At 36.9% G+C, this 21,879-nt stretch carries 14 protein-coding genes and 2 tRNA genes; 12 read left to right on the forward strand and 4 right to left on the reverse strand.

Annotated elements, in window-relative coordinates; translation table 11 throughout:
* Positions 1-76 precede the first annotated feature (76 nt).
* Positions 77-724, forward strand: a complete 648-nt coding sequence (locus BM383_RS10965) for a YiiX/YebB-like N1pC/P60 family cysteine hydrolase (protein WP_177229106.1) — start codon at positions 77-79, stop codon at positions 722-724.
* Between the two features lie 58 nt (positions 725-782).
* Here BM383_RS10965 and BM383_RS10970 read toward each other — a convergent pair.
* From BM383_RS10970 to BM383_RS10985, 4 genes are all read right to left on the reverse strand, one after another.
* Positions 783-857, reverse strand: a tRNA-Pro gene (locus tag BM383_RS10970).
* Positions 858-925: 68 nt separating this feature from the next.
* The gene (locus BM383_RS10975; RefSeq protein ID WP_093025182.1) at positions 926-1,246 is read right to left on the reverse strand and encodes an FtsB family cell division protein; all 321 of its coding nucleotides are present in this window, start codon (positions 1,244-1,246) and stop codon (positions 926-928) included.
* Between the two features lie 3 nt (positions 1,247-1,249).
* Positions 1,250-1,858, reverse strand: a complete 609-nt coding sequence (gene udk, locus BM383_RS10980; RefSeq protein WP_093025183.1) for a uridine kinase — start codon at positions 1,856-1,858, stop codon at positions 1,250-1,252.
* A gap of 79 nt (positions 1,859-1,937) precedes the next feature.
* Complete coding sequence (locus BM383_RS10985; RefSeq protein ID WP_093025235.1) at positions 1,938-3,164, reverse strand: multidrug effflux MFS transporter; 1,227 nt, start codon at positions 3,162-3,164, stop codon at positions 1,938-1,940.
* A gap of 262 nt (positions 3,165-3,426) precedes the next feature.
* Here BM383_RS10985 and BM383_RS10990 point away from each other — a divergent pair.
* From BM383_RS10990 to BM383_RS11040, 11 genes are all read left to right on the forward strand, one after another.
* Positions 3,427-3,501 (forward strand) — tRNA-Pro (locus BM383_RS10990).
* 227 nt (positions 3,502-3,728) lie between these two features.
* On the forward strand, positions 3,729-4,949 hold the full coding sequence (locus BM383_RS10995) for a site-specific integrase (RefSeq protein ID WP_093025184.1): 1,221 nt from the start codon (positions 3,729-3,731) through the stop codon (positions 4,947-4,949).
* A 772-nt stretch (positions 4,950-5,721) separates the two neighbouring features.
* The gene (locus tag BM383_RS11000) at positions 5,722-8,505 is read left to right on the forward strand and encodes a hybrid sensor histidine kinase/response regulator transcription factor (protein WP_093025185.1); all 2,784 of its coding nucleotides are present in this window, start codon (positions 5,722-5,724) and stop codon (positions 8,503-8,505) included.
* A 212-nt stretch (positions 8,506-8,717) separates the two neighbouring features.
* On the forward strand, positions 8,718-10,076 hold the full coding sequence (locus BM383_RS11005) for a sugar porter family MFS transporter (RefSeq protein ID WP_093025186.1): 1,359 nt from the start codon (positions 8,718-8,720) through the stop codon (positions 10,074-10,076).
* A gap of 16 nt (positions 10,077-10,092) precedes the next feature.
* Complete coding sequence (locus BM383_RS11010) at positions 10,093-11,688, forward strand: glycoside hydrolase family 32 protein (RefSeq protein WP_093025187.1); 1,596 nt, start codon at positions 10,093-10,095, stop codon at positions 11,686-11,688.
* Positions 11,689-11,693: 5 nt separating this feature from the next.
* On the forward strand, positions 11,694-14,798 hold the full coding sequence (locus BM383_RS11015) for a SusC/RagA family TonB-linked outer membrane protein (RefSeq protein WP_093025188.1): 3,105 nt from the start codon (positions 11,694-11,696) through the stop codon (positions 14,796-14,798).
* 15 nt (positions 14,799-14,813) lie between these two features.
* Positions 14,814-16,514 carry a RagB/SusD family nutrient uptake outer membrane protein gene (locus BM383_RS11020; protein WP_093025189.1) on the forward strand — a complete coding sequence of 567 codons (1,701 nt, stop codon included), beginning with the start codon at positions 14,814-14,816 and terminating at the stop codon, positions 16,512-16,514.
* A 16-nt stretch (positions 16,515-16,530) separates the two neighbouring features.
* On the forward strand, positions 16,531-17,925 hold the full coding sequence (locus tag BM383_RS11025) for a DUF4960 domain-containing protein (RefSeq protein ID WP_093025190.1): 1,395 nt from the start codon (positions 16,531-16,533) through the stop codon (positions 17,923-17,925).
* A gap of 11 nt (positions 17,926-17,936) precedes the next feature.
* Positions 17,937-19,487, forward strand: coding sequence for a glycoside hydrolase family 32 protein (locus BM383_RS11030; RefSeq protein WP_093025191.1), 1,551 nt, complete (start codon positions 17,937-17,939; stop codon positions 19,485-19,487).
* Positions 19,488-19,491: 4 nt separating this feature from the next.
* Positions 19,492-20,406, forward strand: a complete 915-nt coding sequence (locus BM383_RS11035) for a carbohydrate kinase family protein (RefSeq protein ID WP_093025236.1) — start codon at positions 19,492-19,494, stop codon at positions 20,404-20,406.
* 49 nt (positions 20,407-20,455) lie between these two features.
* The gene (locus BM383_RS11040) at positions 20,456-21,739 is read left to right on the forward strand and encodes a DUF4960 domain-containing protein (protein ID WP_177229107.1); all 1,284 of its coding nucleotides are present in this window, start codon (positions 20,456-20,458) and stop codon (positions 21,737-21,739) included.
* Positions 21,740-21,879 lie beyond the last annotated feature (140 nt).

Genomic DNA, 21,879 nt, shown 5'->3' on the forward strand with positions numbered 1-21,879 from the left:
AAGCTGAAAATCCTCCTCTCGTCAAGGAGGATTTTTTCGTTTATACTATCTTTGATGTTGGAAATTCATAAAAGATATGGCAAAAAAAATAATGTTCTTTTTGGGTGTTATATTGGCATCAATGGCAGTACAAGGGCAAGATATAGATTTAAAAAGTGGCGATATATTATTTAGAGAAAGTGCAGAAAGTAGTTTGTCCAAAGCTATAGACGCGGTGACTCAAACAGATAAAGCAACTCATTTTTCTCACGTAGGAATGGTTGAAAAAGTTGGCGACAGTATTTTTGTTTTGCATGCAGAGCCAGAAGGAGGTTCTTGTAAAATTACTTTAAAAGAGTTTATATACCCAAAAGAAGACAGTATTTACAAACCAAGAAAAGTTGTAGCGTATCGATTAAAATCTGAATATCAACAATCAATTCCAACTGCTATAGAAAAGGCAAAAGGCATGCTTGGAAAACCGTATAATTATAGTTATGTAATGAACGATGATAGCTATTATTGCTCAGGTTTTGTTTATAGAGCCTTTGAAAAAGATAGTATTTTTAAATTGAATCCTATGACGTTTAAGAATCCAAATACTGGAGAATTTAACCAATCGTGGATAGATTTTTATAAAGATTTAGGGATGGAAGTTCCCGAAGGTAAACTTGGTTGTAACCCAAACGGAATGGCAGCTTCTGAGAAGTTAAAAATTCTTGGGGAGATTATGTTGAAAAAATAGATATAACTCAAATAAAAAAGCAATTCAGAAATAGAATTGCTTTTTTATAACTTTTAAGTCGGGATGACTGGATTCGAACCAGCGATCTCGCGCCCCCCAGACGCGCACTTTAACCGGGCTAAGCTACATCCCGAAATTATTCGGCCACCAAATATAATTACTTTTCAGTAGTAAAGAAGAAATGAATACAGAACTTTCAGATTACTCGTTTTTTAAAGTATCAAACTCTATCAAGTAAATTTCTTCGTCCTCTTTTTTAAAGTAATAGCGTTCTCTTGCATATTTTTCCAAGGAATCTTTGTCTTGAAGTTGCCTTATGAGAGCTTTATCGTGCTCTATTTCACCGCGAAGATGCTCTTGTTGTTTTTCTAGTTTGTCTATTTCATCATTCAATTCACTATGCGTAAACCACCAGTTATTGGCATCAAAAAAAAACATCCATACCACAAAAAAGGTAAGCACCAATATGTAGATGTTACCAAAAATTTTGAACCATTTATTTTGACGGAGTTTTTTTAGCATGAATTATAAAAGTCGTTCGTTTATAATTGTACGTACTATATTTACGGCAACGGTATTGTATTTATTGTTTGGAATAATGATGTCTGCATATTCTTTTGTAGGTTCAATAAATTGTTGATGCATTGGTTTTAATGTGGTTTGATACCTGTTTAAAACCTCATCAATATCTCTACCTCTTTCAGAGATGTCTCTTTTCAATCGTCTAATTAAACGTTCATCAGAATCGGCATGAACAAAGATTTTGATGTCAAACATATCTCTAATTTCAGGATGGGTAAGAATCAAAATACCTTCTACAATCATCACTTTTCTTGGATGGGTAAGTATGGTGTCCTTTGTTCGATTGTGTTTTACAAAAGAATAAACTGGTTGTTCTACGCTTTCGCCATTTTTTAACGCCATTAGGTGTTTTCCAAGTAAATCAAAATCAATAGCTCTAGGATGATCAAAATTAATTTTGGTACGCTCTTCATAAGAAAGATGCGACGTATCTTGATAATATGAATCTTGCGAAATAACGCCTACTTCATCATCTGGTAGTTCATTAATAATTTGGTTTACTACCGTGGTTTTACCACATCCTGTTCCTCCGGCAAGTCCTATAATTAGCATTTTGTAACAACCTTGATTAAAATTGCTACAAAAATATAAATTAGCACTTATTAAAGAGGGTTCATGCGTTTAATTTTATCTACAATCCGCTTTTATAATTTTTTACTTTCTTATTATACCTTACAAACAACAGAGCGCTAATGATGTAAAGAACAAAACAGATGGCAGCTAGAGGTACGGCAGACTTTAGTTGCAAACTACTTATGATAAATGAAACCAAAGCACCCGATATCATTTTGATACTTCCCACAAGGGCAGATGCTCTACCGGCTCTTTTAGAAAAAGCGTTTAAAGATAAAGTGGTACAATTTGGATTTTGAAACCCAAGGAAAAGCATCATGAAAAATAATGTGATGAACGTTACGTAAAAATTGTTGATTGTTAACGTATTGATCAATAACAATAACGAAACTCCTATTAGAATAAAACTAATACGTACGCTAAGATCTAAAACAGATATTCTTTTGATGACAAATCTATTGAGCTGTGTTCCTGCAATGAGTCCTGCAGCATTAATTCCTACCAAATAACCAAAATCTTCTATATGATAAACATCTTGAAACAATACGGCCGCATCAGAAATGTAGGCGAACATAGCGCCAATGGTTAATCCGCCGGCAACAGAAAAGGTGAAAAATTCAGGATGACGAAAAATATCAAAATATTTTCTTGAAACACTTCCTAGCCCTAAACTTATCTTTGGATTTGGTTGACTGCTTTCCGGAAGAAATAAATACACATTGACGAGCATAATGATAGCAAATATGATCAAAAACAAGAAAATAGTTTCCCATGAAAAATGGTTTACAACAATTCCGCCAACCCAAGGCGCAACTATTGGAGCGCCACCCATGATAAGCATAAGGAAAGACATGGCTCTGGCAACTTCCATACTGTTTCCAAAAATGTCTCTCACAATTGCTTTTGAAGAAACCATTCCGGCAGAAGCTCCCAAGGCCAAGAAAAACCTCGCTACAATCAATGAAATAAGGTTAGGAGAAAAGTAGCAACCAACCGCCGCAACAATGTAAATAACGAGTCCTATAAGTTGAGGAACTCGCCTCCCATATTTGTCCATCACAGGACCATACAGTAATTGTCCCAAAGAAATACCTATAAAATAACTAGTTAGTGAAAGTTCTACAGCATGTTTGGTTGTATGAAAATCATCGGCAATACTTTGAAATGCTTGTAAATACATATCAATAGAAAAGGGGCCAAGAGCTATAAGAGTGCCTAGAACAAGTAAAATTACAGTGTGGTTTTCTGTACTTACAATAGATTTAGATTTGGTAGTGGATTGCATCATTTTGCAAAAATCGAAATAATGTTTCGTTTTGAAGTATAGACTAACGTCTTTAACTAAGAATTAATACTACAACCTTTTCATTGTAAAAGAGTTTATATATGTCTAATTCAATTTAATTCTTTGGTAATGAAATAGATATTGTGATGTTTTGAAATCGAAATGAAACATGAAGAAAATAAATTTTTAAAAAAACTGTTGCATGTTTCAAACCTATGCTTATATTTGCACCCGCTAATGCAAAAACATTTATGTTTTTCTGCGGGGTGTAGCGTAGCCCGGTTATCGCGCCTGCTTTGGGAGCAGGAGGTCGCAGGTTCGAATCCTGCCACCCCGACAAAGTAATATTTTTTGATGTTACTTGAAGGTATAAGAGATTGATATTCAATATTTTAATAAAATTTGATATCAACCTCTTTTTTTTGATATCATATCAAAATAGGGGGGTAAAGCGACCTATACGGTTACCTATTCGGTTACCTAATTTTTACTTACCTTAGTCTTGTAACCCGTTGGTTTACCTTGATTTGACTTTCGTTTCATTAACTTTTAAAACGGAAGCATATGCAAACTTTCAAAACATTTACAATTCTGTTTTGGATTAACAAATCCAAAAAAAGGAACGACGACGCACCTATCTATGCAAGGGTGACAGTAGCGAGTAAACGCATCGAAATCAGTCTTAAACGTTTTATTCCAATAGATTCATGGGATCCTGTGAATAACTGCGTCAAAGGAAAAACAAACAAGAGTAAGGAGATTAATCTGTACCTCGATCGGGTAAAATCGAAGTTATTTGCATGTTATACAGAACTGCAAATGGGTACAGGTGAAGTGACCGCAGCGCGCTTGAAAGCCTTGTATTTAGGGGAAAACCCGGATGAGAAGACCTTATTGAATATTGTAGAATATCATAATAAGGAGATGGTGGCGGTATTGAAACCGGGTACCATGAAAAACTATAGAACCACCGAGGTCTACATTCGAAAATACCTACAGGAGCGATTGGAGGTTCAAGATCTGGAACTAAAGCGTGTAAATTTTAAATTTATTATCGAATTTGAACGATTCTTAAGAGGTTCGAATCCGGCAACTAGACAAGCAATTACCAACAATGGGGTGATGAAACATATGGAGCGTTTAAAGAAAATGCTCAATCTAGCCATTAAATTGGAATGGATGCTGCGAAATCCTTTTGATCAGTACAAAATGAAATTTGAGGAGTACGACCGTAGTTTTTTAACTGAAAAAGAATTGCGGAAACTGGAGCGAAAGGAATTTGAACGCCAAACGTTAGAAAAAGTAAAAGACGTGTTTCTTTTTTGTTGTTATACAGGATTGGCGTATGTAGATGTCAAAGATTTATCCTATAACCAACTTGTCAAAGGAATTGATGGAAATGTTTGGATTCAAAGAAAGCGTACCAAAACTAAGAAATCGATACGTATACCTTTGTTGCCACCTGCCAAAGAGATTCTAAAAAAATACAAGCAACAAAAAGTACATTGGAAGGAAACGGATAAGGTTTTGCCGGTGTACAGCAATCAAAAGACAAATAAGTATCTGAAAGAGATTATAAGAGCTTGTAAGATTAAAAAAGAGGTGTCTTTTCATGTGGCACGGCATACCTTTGCAACTACAGTAACCTTATCGAAGGGGATTCCTATGGAAACGGTGTCGAAATTGTTGGGGCATTCCAAAATGGCTACCACACAGACCTATGCTCGAGTGTTGGATACCAAACTTAGCCATGATATGCAACGGTTAATGAAGAATTATAAATAAGACTTTGTCAAGCCATGGAACATAGCACCAGAGAGCTGATTTTATCCATGTTGCTTAATGCAAAGATTAAACTTATTGAAAATAAAGAAGAACGGCTTTAGGTATTCAACTTGAAGCCGTTTTTTTAAACTAATCGCTTTGTCCTGTCGGCACTCTCAATAAACTTCCTAAATAACTTGGTGAAACATTATAGTGTTCACGTAAAAGATATATTGAATTTCTATTTTAAGTCCTTCATAATGAAGGGCTATTTTTTGTAATCTGTTCAAAAATAATTTCCTATATCTATACAACCTCAGGCAACTAGATTGCTGTAAGAGCTGTTTCTTTTACTTTCCAAAAAGGTGAATGGGTATTCAGAATGAGTTCACCGAATCATACATGCATATTGAAATAATGCTAACGAAGGAATTCAGAGGGCTTTGACGTTTTGAATCCAGCCGGGGCAAAAATGGAAAGTTGAGGGATATTGATGTTACATAAAACCGTTGTGGGGACTCGTGAACAAATCAAATTGGAGGTTAGTGAATTAATGGGTATCAGGGTTTAGTTATTAAGTATTAGTATTGAATTGAATTGAAACAAACAAAGCTATTTACTTGTTATCTACTAGTGTATAACGTTATTCTCTCATATAAAAAAACTATGGAATGGTTGTAATCTCGATAGAGAAGATTATTTGAAAATGTGTTTTAAACACTTTTAAAAGATAATAAAATTCATATCACCTTGCCGTTTTATTCATTACTTTGCATTTATAGAGACTTGAATTATGGGGAATTTACAAAGATCATATGTTTGGATATATGGCTTGATATGGGGCTGTATGATTTTGTTTATAGGTTGTAAGAATACTACTCAATCAGCTGATGATAGAACAATTCATATTGGTTTTTCACAGGCTATGACTACGGATGAATGGCGACAACAAATGAATAAGTCCATGCGTATTGAAGCGGCTTTACATCCTGAAGTAGCTTTAGATATTCGTGATGCTCAAAACGATGTAAATCAGCAGGTTAAAGATATAGGGAATCTTATTAAAACGAATCCTGATGTATTAATCGTTTCTCCGATAGCTTCTGAGCCCATAACTTCAGTGGTTCAAAAGGCTTATGAGCATGGTATTCCCGTACTAATAGTAGACAGGAAAATTCAAGGAGAATCATTTTCTGCATTTCTTGGTGCCGACAACATTGAGGTTGGAAGAACGGCAGCTAATTATATTGCGGCAAATAGTACAGGATCTGGAAAAGTAATTGAAATTACAGGTCTTGAAGAGTCTTCTCCGGCATATGAACGAGCTTTGGGCTTTGCGCAAGGTTTACGAAAATATCCTGCGATTTCTATAGTTGCTACGATCCATGGCGATTGGGAAAAAACTTCTGTAAAAACTCCATTAAGAAAATTATTTTCCGAGCGAACCGATATTGAATATGTATTTGCTCACAATGATCGAATGGCACAAGGAGCATGGGAAGTTGCTCAATCAATGGGATTAGAACACCAAATTAAGTTTGTTGGAGTGGATGGTCTCAATACTCCAAATGGAGGAATTCAACTGGTTAAAAAAGGAAAATTAGAAGCAACAGTGTTATATCCGACAGGTGGGAATGAAGCGTTAAAATTGGCATTGGAAATTGTTCAAGGGAAGTCGTTTGCTAGGAATTATATACTAAATACGATTGTGATTAATAAAATGAATGCTGAATTGATGGAAAATCAAATGAACAAAATTGATCAGCAGCAAGCTATCATGGATTCTCAGCAACAAGCCATACAACAACAAGAAGCAAAATATACATCTCAGAATACACTGCTAAAACTCGTTACAGTGTTATTTCTTTTAGCTGTTGGACTAGCTGGGTATAGTATTTATTCCACACTTTTTATTAAAAAGAAAAAAAGGGAATTGGAAAGTACCAATCAAATGGTTTTAGAACAAAAGGAGCGGTTAGAATCCGTAACGGAACAATTACAGCAGTCCCATGAGGCTATGGCTAATTTCTTTACAGGCATGTCACATGAATTTAAAACACCTTTGACACTTATTATTGGATATACCGAAGCCTTAATGCAAAATTCAAAATTTAAAGGAATGGAAATCGTTGGAGATATACGCCAAATTTATTTTAATTCCAACCGATTATTACGTTTAATGAATCAACTTTTAGATTTCCGGAAAATTGAAGAACGATCCATACAATTGCAGGTAGCCCGTATTGAATTGGTTGAATTCACAAATAGAATCATGAAATTTTTCAAACAGGAGGCCATCAAACGAAATATTACATTCAAGTTTATATGTGATTATGAAGCGGTATATCTACATGCAGATCGAGACTATTTAGATAAAATTTATTTCAATATGTTGTCTAATGCCTTTAAATTTACACCTAATAATGGAACTATAACTATTGCAGTTTATAAATCCAATGCATCTGAATTAGTGTTACAATTTAAAGATACTGGAATAGGCATTCCAGAAGAGGAATTAGAAACTATTTTTCAACCCTTCTTTCAAGCCTCTAATAATACATTAAATAGTTCCGGTATAGGATTACATTTGGTTTCTTATTATATGAAGCTACACAAAGGCTCTATAGAAGTCAATTGTAAGCATGGAACGGAATTTAGTCTTTACTTTCCAGATGGAAGTGCTCAATTGTCTTTAAGTGAAGCCGTTTCTAAAGAATCTACAAGGGCATTAGATATATGGGAAACTAAGGACACAGAATTAGAAGCGACTATAAAGCCATATCCAATTTCGAATCAAAAGGATACAGGATCCGAACGGTATCGATTATTAATTATAGAGGATCATTTGGATATTGTTATTTTCTTAGAAAAACAGTTACGGGATGAATTTGATATCTATAGTTGTAATGGGACGAATGCTGAGCAACGTGCCATGGAATTGATTCCTGATATGATTCTATGTGATGTCAATTTACCTGAACGAGATGGTTTTGAAATAAGTGCAGCAATCAAACAAGACCTACGTACTTCCCATATACCTATTATTATATTATCTGCCTTTTCAAGTACCGAATTTATACTCAAAGGGCTGCAAGCAGGAGTCGACATGTACTTGACCAAACCTTTTAATCTTTCCATTCTCAAGCAATCTTTAGCAACGGTTTTGTACAATCGAGAAAAACTACGCTATTATTTTACACATAATCTACATAGAATCGAGGAAGGAACGCGTGAATTCGGGAGCCAAGAACAAGAGTTTTTATTGCACTTGAACCAAATAATAGAAATAAACTTTGACAATCCAGAATTTACCGTGGAAATGCTGGCGGAAAAATTACATATTTCTCGTGTACAATTATATCGAAAAGTAAAAGCTATATTAGGGCATAGTATTAGCGATCATATGAACTATATGAAAATGGAGCGTGCAAAGAAACTTTTAAATGAGGGAAAAATGAATATTTCAGAAATTGCTTATAAGCTTGGATTTTCTTCTCCCAATTACTTTTCTACAACATTTAAAGCAAAATTTGGAATGAGTCCTAGAGAATTCCAAACAAACGCTAGGTCTTCCTGATTTATTCATGTAACAATATTATAAGTAATGTTACACAACTATAACTATAACGTTTTCGTTTATTTGATATTTTATTCTTATTTTATTGATTTTCAATGTTTTATATGTAAATTAAGAGATGCTTAACATTTCCGTATTTAATTGAAACATTCTCAATAAAGAGGTTGTTTTTTTAAGGATATATTGCATATGAATTTTTAAATCAATCATTAATGAATAAATTATATGCATGGTCTGTGAGTGCCGCTTTAGCAGGATTCTTATTTGGTTTTGATACGGTTGTTATTTCAGGTGCCGATCAACAACTACAAGAATTGTGGAATACTTCTGATACCTTTCATGGTATGGTGGTTATGGGAATGGCACTTTGGGGAACCGTACTTGGTGCCTTAACGGGAAGTTACCCAACCAATCGATGGGGCCGTAAAAATACGTTGTTAATTATTGGAATTTTATACCTAGTTTCAGCCTTAGGATCTGGATTGGCCACAGATCCATATATATTTGCTTTTTTTAGATTTATTGGAGGGCTAGGAGTAGGGGCTTCAACGATTGCGGCACCTGCCTATGTTTCCGAAATTGCCCCCCCTGAAAAGAGAGGATTTTTAGTCTCTTTATATCAATTCAATATTGTACTAGGTATTTTAATAGCTTTTTTATCCAATTATTTACTGCGAAATGTAGGTTCCGAACCTTGGAGATGGATGGTTGGTATTGAAGCTGTTCCAGCGCTTCTATATTGTTTGTTCATTTTTTTAATTCCAAGAAGTCCCCGTTGGTTGATCTCTAAGGCGCGATTGCAGGAAGCAAGGAAAGTATTGGGATCTTATTTGCAGGAAGATGAAATAGAAAAACGGATGCTTTATATGCAAACGAAAAACGATGGCTATGATATTAAAGAATCGATTTTTTATAAAAAATATCGTTTTCCTTTACTGTTAGCTTTTTTAATAGCTTTTTTCAATCAACTCAGCGGAATTAATGCTTTGTTATATTATGCTCCTCGTATTTTTGAAACGGCTGGATTAGGGGAAAGCACCTCATTGTTAAGTAGTATTGGTGTGGGTTTGGTTAATCTAATCTTCACGATGTTGGGAGTGTATCTTATTGATAAAGCTGGACGTAAGCAGTTACTCATTATAGGATCTATTGGATATATTATATCATTGAGTTTGGTCTCCATGGCATTTCTTTACCATTGGGGAGGACTCTGGGTACCCATTTTTCTATTTTTATTTATTGCTTCACATGCCATCGGGCAAGGGGCTATTATTTGGGTATTCATTTCAGAAATTTTTCCGAATCATTTACGAGCTTCTGGACAAGCTTTTGGGAGTTCGACGCATTGGGTATTGGCTGCCATTATTCCTTCGTTAATTCCTCTCCTGTTCAGTACTGTAGGACCCGCGATGGTCTTTGGATTTTTCGCGATCATGATGGTACTTCAATTATTCTTTGCCATTTTTATGATGCCGGAAACGAAAGGAAAATCATTGGAGGATCTCAGTGAAGAACTAGCTCCAGGAAAACGGACTATGATAAAAAAAAAAGTAATTATTAATAATCAATAAATTATATAAACTATTTATGAAATCAACTATAACGTTCTCGGGATTACTATTGCTTTCGGTATTATGCACTGGGGCTTGTCAAGCACAGTCTAAAGCACCTAAGGCCATACATACTCAGAGCCAAAAAGAGCTTTCGGATACTGATTATCGATCGAACTTTCATTTTACGCCTAAAAAACATTGGATGAATGACCCTAATGGAATGTTTTATTTAAACGGTACCTATCATTTGTTCTTTCAACATTATCCAGAAGGAAATGTATGGGGACCTATGCATTGGGGACATGCAACTACCAAGGATTTTTTGCATTGGAAAGAACATCCTATAGCCTTAGCTCCAGATAGTTTAGGGTATATTTTTTCTGGAAGTGCAGTGGTGGACGTAAATAATACTTCAGGATTGGGAACTAAAGACCATCCAGCGGTGGTAGCCATGTTTACGTATCACGATCCCATTAAAGAGCGAGAAGGACGTGATAATTTTCAAACTCAAGGAATAGCTTATAGCTTGGATGCTGGAAAGACATGGAGTAAATATGCGCATAATCCGGTATTAGATAATCCTGGGATTAAAGATTTTAGAGACCCTAAATTACAATGGGATGAACAACATCAACAATGGATAATGGTCCTGGCTGTTAAGGATCGAGTGTATTTTTATACTTCTCCTGATTTATTGGATTGGAAAAAAACATCAGAATTTGGTCTAGGTTTAGGAGCACATGATGGCGTGTGGGAATGTCCAGATTTCTTTCCCCTAGAAGTGGAGGGTACTACACAAACCAAATGGGTGCTTTTACAAAGCCTGAATCCAGGAGCTTATAATGGAGGTTCAGGTACACAGTATTTTGTGGGAGATTTTGATGGAGAACAGTTTACTCCTGTCAAAACAATGCAAAATTTACCAGCTAAACATCTTTATTGGTTAGATTTTGGAAGGGATAATTATGCAGGAGTTAGTTGGTCTAATGTACCTAAAAATGATGGACGACGTATTTATATAGGATGGATGAGCAATTGGCAATATGCTCAAGAAGTTCCCACAGAAACTTGGCGAAGTGCTATGACAATTCCTAGGGAGTTGACCTTACAAAAACATGGAGATACCTATAGGTTATATACGGTACCGGTACATGAATTAGCGAAACAATTAGTTCCTGTGAAAAAAAGAGAAACTGTTGTCGTATCTGCGGATCAAAAAATCGTGACAAATAAATTAGTTTCCTTAGATCAATCCATGATTTCATTTTCCATTAGAGATGCAAAAGAGCAACGTTACACCTTTTCGTTAACCTCGAAGGTGGATACCTTATATTTTGGCTATGATGGTGTGAAAAATGAGTTTTTTTTGGATAGATCTCATATGGCACGTTCCGATTTTCACCCAGACTTTGCTGCTCACATAACCAAAGCTCCGCGAATTAGTAATTCCAATACGATCACCTTTGATATACTTTTAGACCGCACTTCAATAGAACTATTTTGTGACCAAGGAGCTACGGTTATCACTGATATATTTTTCCCAAAATTCCCCCTAACACAATTCAATGCACTTCAAAGTACTCAAGAGTATACACTACAGCATGTAATCATTAACCAATTAAAATTGTAAACACGATGATACAAAAAGTTTTAACAGTGTTATTATGCCTGGTGGGTTTCACTTGGTGTAATGCGCAACAGCAGGAAGTTACAGGAACTATTACCTCAGCTGAAGATGGCTTTCCGATGCCTGGTGCTTCCATACAAGTAAAAGGAACCTCAAATGGGACTACTACAGATTTTGACGGGATGTACTCTATTACAGGAGTCCAGCCCAACGATACCTTGGTGTATAGTTTTGTAGGATTTCGTACGCAAGAAATTCCTTTCATGGGACAATCGAACATTGATGTGGCCTTAAAAGTAGATAACAATGAACTTGAAGAAGTGATTGTTGTGGGCTATTCTACTCAAAAGAAAGCTGATATTACCGGTGCTGTTGCCGTAGTAGATGTAGAAGAAATGAGCAAGCAAAGTGAGCCCAATCCAATCAAAGCTTTGCAGGGACGATTAGCTGGGGTTTCTATTACCTCAGATGGATCTCCTAGTGGTTCCAATACGTCCATCAATATTCGGGGGGTAGGAACATTGAATAATACGGACCCCTTATATGTAATTGATGGGGTTCCAACCAAAGCGGGAATGCATGAACTCAATCCAAATGACATTGCTTCGATTCAAGTATTAAAGGATGCGGCTTCGGCCAGTATCTATGGTTCACGAGCTTCCAATGGAGTCATCATCATTACAACCAAACAAGGGAAAAAAGGAAAGGTACGAATGAATGTAAATTATTATACTACATTTTCAGATTATGCCAATCGTTTGGATGTTTTAAATGCATATGAATATGGTCAAGTATTATGGCAAGCCAATGTAAATGATGGGTTGGATCCCAATGCAAACAATCTAAGTTACCAATTTAATTGGGGGGTGGTAGATGGAACACCCACTTTATATAACGTTTTAGTTCCGGAATATTTGGATGATGCTCAAACCCTTAAAGCTTCGAATACGAATTGGTATGATGAAATTTCTCAGCTAGGACAGGCGAATTCATTAGATTTTAATGTTAGTAATGGAACTGACAAAGGGGCTTATCTGTTTTCTTTAGGGTATTATGATAATCAAGGGATTGTAAAAACCACGTCCTTTAAACGTCTATCAGCTCGGATGAATACTTCTTATAAGTTTTGGGATGGAGCTTTAAAAATTGGAGAAAATTTTACACTGAATCGCACCAATGAAGTTACTGATCCTGGCGTGTTAGATCCTGCTTTACGAGCGTTACCTATTATTCCTGTGCATACTGTGGACGGTCAAGGATGGGGTGGACCGGTAGGGGGCATGAATGATCGTCAGAATCCTGTGAGGGTACTAGAATATAACAAAAATAATGGCTATAAATACATGCGCCTTTTTGGAAATATGTATGCTGAATTGACACCTTTAAAAGGATTGCAAGTGCGTAGTAGTTTTGGTATTGATTTAAGTAATTATTACAAGCGTACATTACAACTTAGCTATGTCTCTGGGTACTTACAAAATGATCAAAATGCAGTGAATATAGATCAATCAGAAACCACTAAGTGGACTTGGACCAATACGGCACAATATCATTTGGAATGGAAGAAACATATTTTTGATTTTTTAGTGGGTACTGAAATGTACAAAGAAGATTATCAAAATACGTGGTTGCGTAAAGAAGACTTTTTGTTAGAAGATCCTGATTATATGTATCCTGATGCGGGTACTGGTGATGCCTATAATGGAGGATCTGCAACTTCGTATAGTTTACTCTCTTATTTTGGTAAAATTAGTTATGATTTCAATAGCAAGTATTTGGCTTCTGCTACTTTACGCTATGATGGATCTTCTCGATTTGGAAAGAACAATCGTTTTGGATTATTTCCCGCTCTTTCAGCTGGATGGCGTATTAGTCAAGAAGATTTTGCGACGAATTCACTAGGGTTCTTCTCCGATTTAAAATTGCGTGCCGGTTGGGGACAAACGGGGAATCAGGAAATTAGTAATGAAGCAGTTTATTCATTATACCTTGCAAATTATGCTGGAGGAAGTCCTACATGGAATACCTCTTATGGTACGGCTTATGACCTTAATGGTGCTGGTAGTGGATTACTGCCGTCAGGGTTTATTGCTACACAGACAGGGAATGATGATTTGAAATGGGAAACTACAACACAAACCAATATAGGGTTGGATTTTGGATTATTACAACAACGTCTTTCGGGCTCCATTGATATTTATAAAAAAGTGACTAAAGATATTTTGGTATTGCCTCCTTATTTAGGAGTCATAGGGGAAGGAGGAGACCGATGGGTAAATGGGGCCTCTATGGAAAATAAAGGTATCGAGTTGGCCTTGCAATACCGTGATGACACGGAATGGGGCCTACATTATGAAGTTGCAGGAAATTTCTCTGCCAATGCGAACAAAATTACGAGTTTACCAGAAGAGGTTAAAAACAACTACGGTGGGAATGGCGCTGAAGATAACATTTTGGGAAGACCAATTAATTCAATGTACGGATATGTAGCAGATGGGCTGTTTCGTAGTGAAGCGGAACTTGAGGGTTCGGCCGTTCAGGAAGGAAAAGATTTAGGACGTATTCGATACAAAGATTTAAACGAAGATGGTGTGATTGATGCAGAGGATCGTACTTGGATTGGAAATCCAAATCCTGGTTTTACCTATGGATGTAATATGTCTTTAGGATTCAAGAACTTTGATTTTACCATGTATTGGCAAGGAATAGGAGATGTTGATGTCATCAATCAAACAAAATATCAAACAGATTTTTGGAGTGTAGATGACGTAGGATCTAATAAGGGTGCACGTTTATTGAATGCCTGGTCGCCTTCTAATCCCAATTCAGATATCCCGGCTTTAACGACGGTGGATAGTAATGCAGAATCCCGATTCTCTACGTATTATGTAGAAAACGGGAGCTACCTTAAATTACGGATGATTCAAGTAGGGTACAGTTTACCGGATACTCTTTTGGAACGTTATGGATTTCAAAAAGTGCGATTTTATGGTAATGTACAGAATCTTTGGACCCTTACTGCAAAGAATTTTACTGGTGTAGATCCAGAAAGCCCGGCATTCGGGTATCCTTTACCGTTAACTTTTACAGTCGGATTAAACGTATCACTTTAATTAAAAGCAACTCAGATGAAAAATAAAATATTAAAATACGGTATTGCCATGATATGGATTGGCGGATTAATTGGATGTTCTGATTTTTTAGAGACCGAACCTAAAGGTGTATTGTCAGAAGAGAATTTAGTAACTCCCGAGAATGTTGATGGGTTTGTTACAGCAACCTATGCCGCATTAGGCAATGATCATTATGACCGTCCTTTTAGTTTATGGCCTTTTGGAAATGTAAGGTCAGATGATGCGTATAAGGGAGGTAGCGGAACCAACGATATTCAGGCATTTCATTTTTATGAAATTTCGAGTAATATTCGTTCTGACTTTTCTGAATTAGATGGACTTTGGTATAATTGTTATGTAGGGATCTCTAGAGCGAATAAAGCCATTAACGCCTTGGAACAATTAGATGAGGCAGATTATAGTGCCAAACAATCACGTTTGGGAGAAATGTATTTTATACGTGGACATTTTTATTTTATGCTTAAAATATTGTTTCGACAGGTTCCTTATGTGACCGAACAAACGCCTATAGAACAATATGGTGAAGTTTCGAATACAGATTTGTCTGATCAAGAGTTATGGGAAGCCATTGCATCAAATTTTGAGTATGCAGCAACACATTTGCCAGTTAGTCAATCACAACAAGGAAGAGTCAATAAAGCTGCTGCTTATGCTTATTTGGCTAAGACAAGATTATATCAGGCTTATGAACAAGACGATAATTATAACATAGCTAATATCAATCAAGAAGCTTTGCAAAAAGTATTGGATGCAACCGACCAAGTTATGGGAACCTATAGTTTAGAAGCTGATTTTGCGTATAATTTTCTTCCTGGAAGTTATGAGAATGGACCTGAATCAATTTTTGCAATTCAATATTCAGATAACGACGGCACACTGTATGGTCGTTTAAATTATGGAGATGTATTATCGGTACCTCAAGGTGTTGGCTGTTGTGATTTTCATAAACCTAGCCAAAATTTAGTCAATGCATATAAAACAAGTGCTGATGGTTTGCCTATGTTTGACACCTATAATGATACCGATTTGGATTACAATCAATTAAATAGTTTCACGGTTGATCCTAGGTTGTATCATACCGTAGCCATACCGGGCCTTCCATATAAATACAATGAAGATTATATCTATGAGGAGAACTGGAACCGATCTCCCAATACGTATGGGTATTATGCTTCTTTAAAAGAAAATGTGTCTCCTGATTGTGATTGTTTTGTCAATATTGACCCCTTTTATGGGAATTCAAAGAACCGTATTGTCATTCGTTACGCTGATGTATTATTGATGCGTGCTGAGGCATACATTGAATTAGGACAAGCTGCTCAAGCATTACCTTTGATCAATGAAGTACGCACCAGAGCTGCAAGTAGTACCACCTTAACGGGAGGCTATACAAGTAATAATGCGATAAGCACGTATCAGGATGGAGTTAATTGTACTTGGACTGAGGAGTATGCACGTCAAGCATTGCGTTGGGAACGAAGATTGGAATTTGCTATGGAAGGGAGTCGTTTCTTTGATTTGGTACGATGGGGAACTGCCGAAACAACCTTAAATGCTTTTTATGCTAGTGAGAAAACTAAAATAGCATATTATGCGGATGCAAATTTTGATGCTCATATAGAAGAGTATTGTCCAATTCCGTTAGCCCAAATTAATTTCAGTCAAGGATTGTATCAACAAAACAATGGGTATTAATTAAAAAAGTATAAAGATGAAAAAATATGTGAACTATATCATAGGACTCCTAGGGGGAATTGGGTTGGTCGTGCTCCCCATGGCTTGTAAAGATTCATTTGATGATACCGCTTTTGTCACCGACGTTTCTGTGGACATTACGGCCTTTGAAGTTGAAGGTAAAATGGCGACCATTGATCAGCAAAATAATACCATTACGACAACTTTGCCGTATGGCACCAATGTATCAGCGCTTACGCCGATCGTAACCATAGCACAAGGAGCTAGTGTAAGTCCAGAAGTAGGAGCAACGGTCGATTTTTCGAATTCGGTACCTTATCAAGTAATTCATGGAAATATTTATAAGGAATATACCGTAGCTATTTCCAATGCACATCCGATCCTTAGTTTTTCCATTGATGGTCAAGAAGCGGTGATTAATTACAATAGCCATATGATTACCCTAACAGTTGATGAAGGAACTGATTTAACAGGATTAACCCCTGAAATAACACTTTCTGAAGGAGTCTCAATTACGCCAAACACAGGAACAACCTTGGATTTTACACTTCCTGTAACCTATACTGTAAGTTCAGGAAATACCAGTGAAGAGTATACAGCGGTAGTGACTACTCCAGTAGAGGGACCTGTAATTGCATTTTTAGGAACCGCAACGAATGCGGGAGCACTTACAAATCCAGATGAAATTGCTGCTAAAGATTGGTTGTTTGAGCAATACAATGAGGCTCAATACCTATCCTTTAGCGATATTGCATCGGGGGTTTCTTTAGAAGCGGTAGATGTGATTTGGTGGCATTATGATAGTGCAGCAAATTTGCCTTCGGAAGCCTTAAATAATACCGTAACCTCGAGTTTACAAAATTATTTAACCAATGGTGGAAACATACTGTTATCTACTTTTGCCTCTCAGTATGTGGAAGCCCTAAATATTGTTCCTTCAGGGTATGGTCCTAACAATGTTTTTGGTGACTTTCCTCCGGCAGGATTTGTGGATAGTAACGATTGGGGAATATCCTTTGTAGGCAATGAAACGCATCCTGTATTTTCAGGTTTACAAACCTATGCTAATGGAAAAGCTAATTTCTTAGAAGGAGGTACATTCCGATTGAACCATACCGCTTGGTGGTTCTTACCTGATTGGGGAGGCTATGGAGATGGTCAAGGATGGCGAGACCAAACAGGAGGAACTAATTTGGCTAGTGAAGCGTGGGATGATAATTTGGATGGTCGCGTTTTGATTGCTGAATTTCCTGCAGAAGCAACGGATATCAATGCTATGATTATTTCATTTGGCGCTTATGATTGGTATAATGAAGCAGATAGCAGTGGGAATCCAAGCCAAAGTAATGCCTACCTCGATAATATTAAGATTTTAACCGCCAATAGTTTAAACTATTTGGCAACTAATTAAATACAAAACCAATGAAATTACACTTGCTAATAGGATTTGCCGTAGTGCTGATGTTAACCGGATGTAAGGATGATGATTCCTATACGGAATATACGAACAGTTCAGGAAGTATTCCTACCATATATCCATTGCCTCCAGAACAGTGGATGGGGGCTGAAAATCCTTATTATACAGAAGGCTATGTAGGCGATGTAATGCCTTATTATACGGATGGAATGTTTCGGTTGTTTTTCTTACATGACGCTAAAACAAAGCCTTCTGGAGAAGGATTTCACGATATTCATCAATTTACAACTACTAATTTTACTCAGTATGATTATCATGGGAGAATGATTCCTTACGGAGAGACCGATGAGCCAGATTTTGCAGTGGGAACCGGTTCAGTGGTTCAGGTAGGAAGTCTATATTATTTTTATTATACAGGACACAATGAGATTTCATCTTTTATCCAACAAAATCCTAGGGAAAGCGTGCTATGTGCTACGAGTACTGATTTGGAACATTGGACTAAAATTTCTGATTTTAAATTGACTGCACCCGTTGGGTATTATGATTATGATTTTAGAGATCCACATGTATTCTACAATGAACAAGCTGGGAAATATTGGATGTTGGTATCTACACAAACAGACCCTGAGCGCAAAGCGGTTGTACTACTGTTTACATGTGAAGATCCTGCAACTCAGCAATGGGAAGTAAGTGGTCCTATATATACCACAACTCCTGAAGAAAACTATTTGATGATGGAATGTGCAGACATTTTTCAGATGGGGAGTTATTGGTACTTGTTGTTTTCTGAAAATTGGAGTACTACTCCAGCTACTCGGTATCGTATTGCTAATAGTCCTTATGGACCATGGATTACTCCTGATCATGATCGTTTGGATGGTGGATATCTATATGCTGCTAAAAGTGTTTCTGATGGTATACACCGCTATTTGATAGGATGGTCAGCCAGAAGATCTCCTGAAACTAATGTGGGTACCAAGGAATGGGCAGGTACTATGGTGACCCATCAGCTCTATCAGAACAATGATGGGACATTAGCCTTACAACAACCCTCAGGAATTGAAAGTCTTTTTACGACCTCCAGTTCGTTGACAGTAACACAGACCAACGGTAATGTTACCAGCAACTCAAATGAGGTGACACTGGAAGCTTCCAATGGTACAGCAGAATGTTTCTTTTCGAAAATTTCATCTACCAACTTGTTGAAGATGAATATAGCTTGGGAAGGCAATACAAGAACTGGATTATGGCTTGGATATAATGCCGAAGAAGGCTCAGGGTTACTACTTACCTTAGAGCCCGAAAATGGCCGTATGGCAGCTTATTGGGTTACGGATACTTCTCGAACGCTGGTCAATTGGATTGATGCTCCGCTAGAGGCTGGATCCCACCAATTAACAGTGACTACCAATAAAGATGTAGTGGTATGCTATTTGGATGACCAGATTGCTTTTACCAACCGTCTCTATGAAGTTAATGATAATGCATGGGGTATATGGGCTGAGAACGGGGATGCTCAATTTACAAATTTGGAACTTTTTAAAACTAACTAACATAATGTTTACACATACGAAACTCAGGTTTGCCAGTTATGGTGAAGTATTATTTGATGTATTTGGGACGCAAAAAAAAATAGGAGGAGCCCCCTTAAATATCGCTTTGCGGATAAAATCGTATCAATTTCCAGTGGCTATGATTAGTGCGGTAGGTACCGACGAGAATGGTACAGAATTATGGAATTATATGTACGATAAAGGGATCAATTTACGCGCTGTTAATCGTCTTGAACAATATCCTACAGGGGTTGTGAATGTTACTCTAGGGGCGCAGGGAAGTCCTAGTTATGACATCCAATTTCCAGCAGCGTGGGATTTTATTCCACACACTGCCGAGTTGGATGATTTATTGGAAGAAATTGATGTATTAATTTATGGAAGTTTAGCTTCAAGAAATGCGACCTCGAGAGCGACTTTGGAGGAGCTGTTATCCCATGAAAAGCACTCTAAAATGTACAAAGTTTTTGATGTGAATTTAAGAGCCCCTTATTATCAATTTCCCTTGTTGAGGGGATTTATGGATAAGGCAGATTTTATCAAGTTTAACGATGATGAAATTTATGAAATTGTGGAAGCTATGGGGTTAAAGATTACTTCTTTAGAGCATGCTATGCGTTGGATAGCAGATCAAACCAAAAGCAAAACAATATGTGTGACAAGAGGAGCTCATGGAGCCGTATTGCTATGGGATGACGAATTTTATTATAATGGAGGATACCATGTACAAGTAGCGGACACTGTGGGGGCAGGGGATTCTTTTCTTGGAACTTTACTGTGTAAGCTATTGGTAGACCAAGATCCACAAAAAGCGTTAGACATGGCTTGTGCTGTGGGGAGTTTGGTTGCAAGTGCCTCAGGAGCCAATCCAACGGTAAACTCAGCGGATATATTACATATGATGAATGCCAATAAATAGAACCAACGGGTATTCTGTTAATGCAGAATACCCGTATAACAAAAACAAAATGAAACAACACTACCTTTTTTATATACTAGTAATTATGATTTGGTATGGTGGCCTTGGAAATCGATTATATGCACAACAGCAATCCATTGCCTTTTTAGGACAGGGAGCCACCTATACTGATAATATACCTACTGCTTCAGATGGTTTTACGTATGAGGATGATCGCGCTGCAGCAGTTTGGTTTATGGACACATTTCTTCCGGCACATTCGAATATCACCGGAACGTATTACTCTTTTCAAGATGTCGCGGAGGGAGCTGATATCAGTGGATATGATCTTTTATGGATTCAATGTGATGGGGCTACGTATCCAGAACGATTGAATGAATGGCCTAGAGGAACACAAGAGAGTAATGGAGAACAACACTGTGTAATTCGAGAAGCTGGTTTTCAATGGAACGGAGCAGGGACGGCAGATGGTGGAGCGTGTGCAGCTTTGGAAAATGCCTTCATTACAAGTATTAGAAATTATTATGAAACAGGAGGAAATATTTTTTTAGGAAACTATGCGGGAAAAGCGCTGGAAGTTTTAGGGGTTTTTGATGGCTTATCCAGCCCATGGGAATATCGTCCGAATCAAACTTTTGGAGATGTAACTGTAAATCCTTCGAATACTGCCGCTGCATGGGGTACACATTGGAGTGGTCCAGTTGCTTTAGTCAATGGCATAAATTTGGTACCAGTAACAGGATGTACCTTTGCTATGGATTATTTGGAATTTTTAACTGCTGATACAGAAAAGAAAAATCGCGCGTGTCAATACAATTTAGATTGGGGACGTATTCATGATGATACCCCAAGTGGTGTATTAAGTGATAAAAGAACCACTTTTGAGACGACTTTACAGGCGACTATTTTATTAGAGAATTGCAATGGAAATGAAATTCAAGGCGCTTTATTTTCGCCTAATTCTACGGGTGATGGTACGGTCATTTGGTATGGAGCTGGGGTCTATGATTGGTATGCTCCAGGTACAGGAAATAATGCAGTAGTACAAGATATAACAGAAAATGCCTTGTTATATTTACTAAATACTTCATTAGATACCCAAGAGCTCGTTGAGCAGTCCATTAATATATATCCAAATCCAGCAAACCAAAAAATATTTCTTAAGCGTAATCAGGAAGCGGAGCTGACCTTGTATAATTCCTTAGGGCAGGTAGTAGAAACCACCAGAGGGAATGTGTTGGACGTAACTCATGTAGCCAACGGATGGTATGTGTTACAGGTAACATCTGAGGGAGGTCAGCGTTCATTTAAAAAAATTAAAGTACAACATTAATAGTAATTTCAATAATACACTAAGGTATAGAGATGTTTATGATTACCTATTTGGATTAGGTTAATATTTGTTTGTTAAGGAGATGTATTTAGGTGTACATCTCCTTTTTTTATTTTCAGACTTACAGCAGGAATATGATC

Source organism: Pustulibacterium marinum (assembly GCF_900116665.1).
GTDB lineage: Bacteria > Bacteroidota > Bacteroidia > Flavobacteriales > Flavobacteriaceae > Pustulibacterium > Pustulibacterium marinum.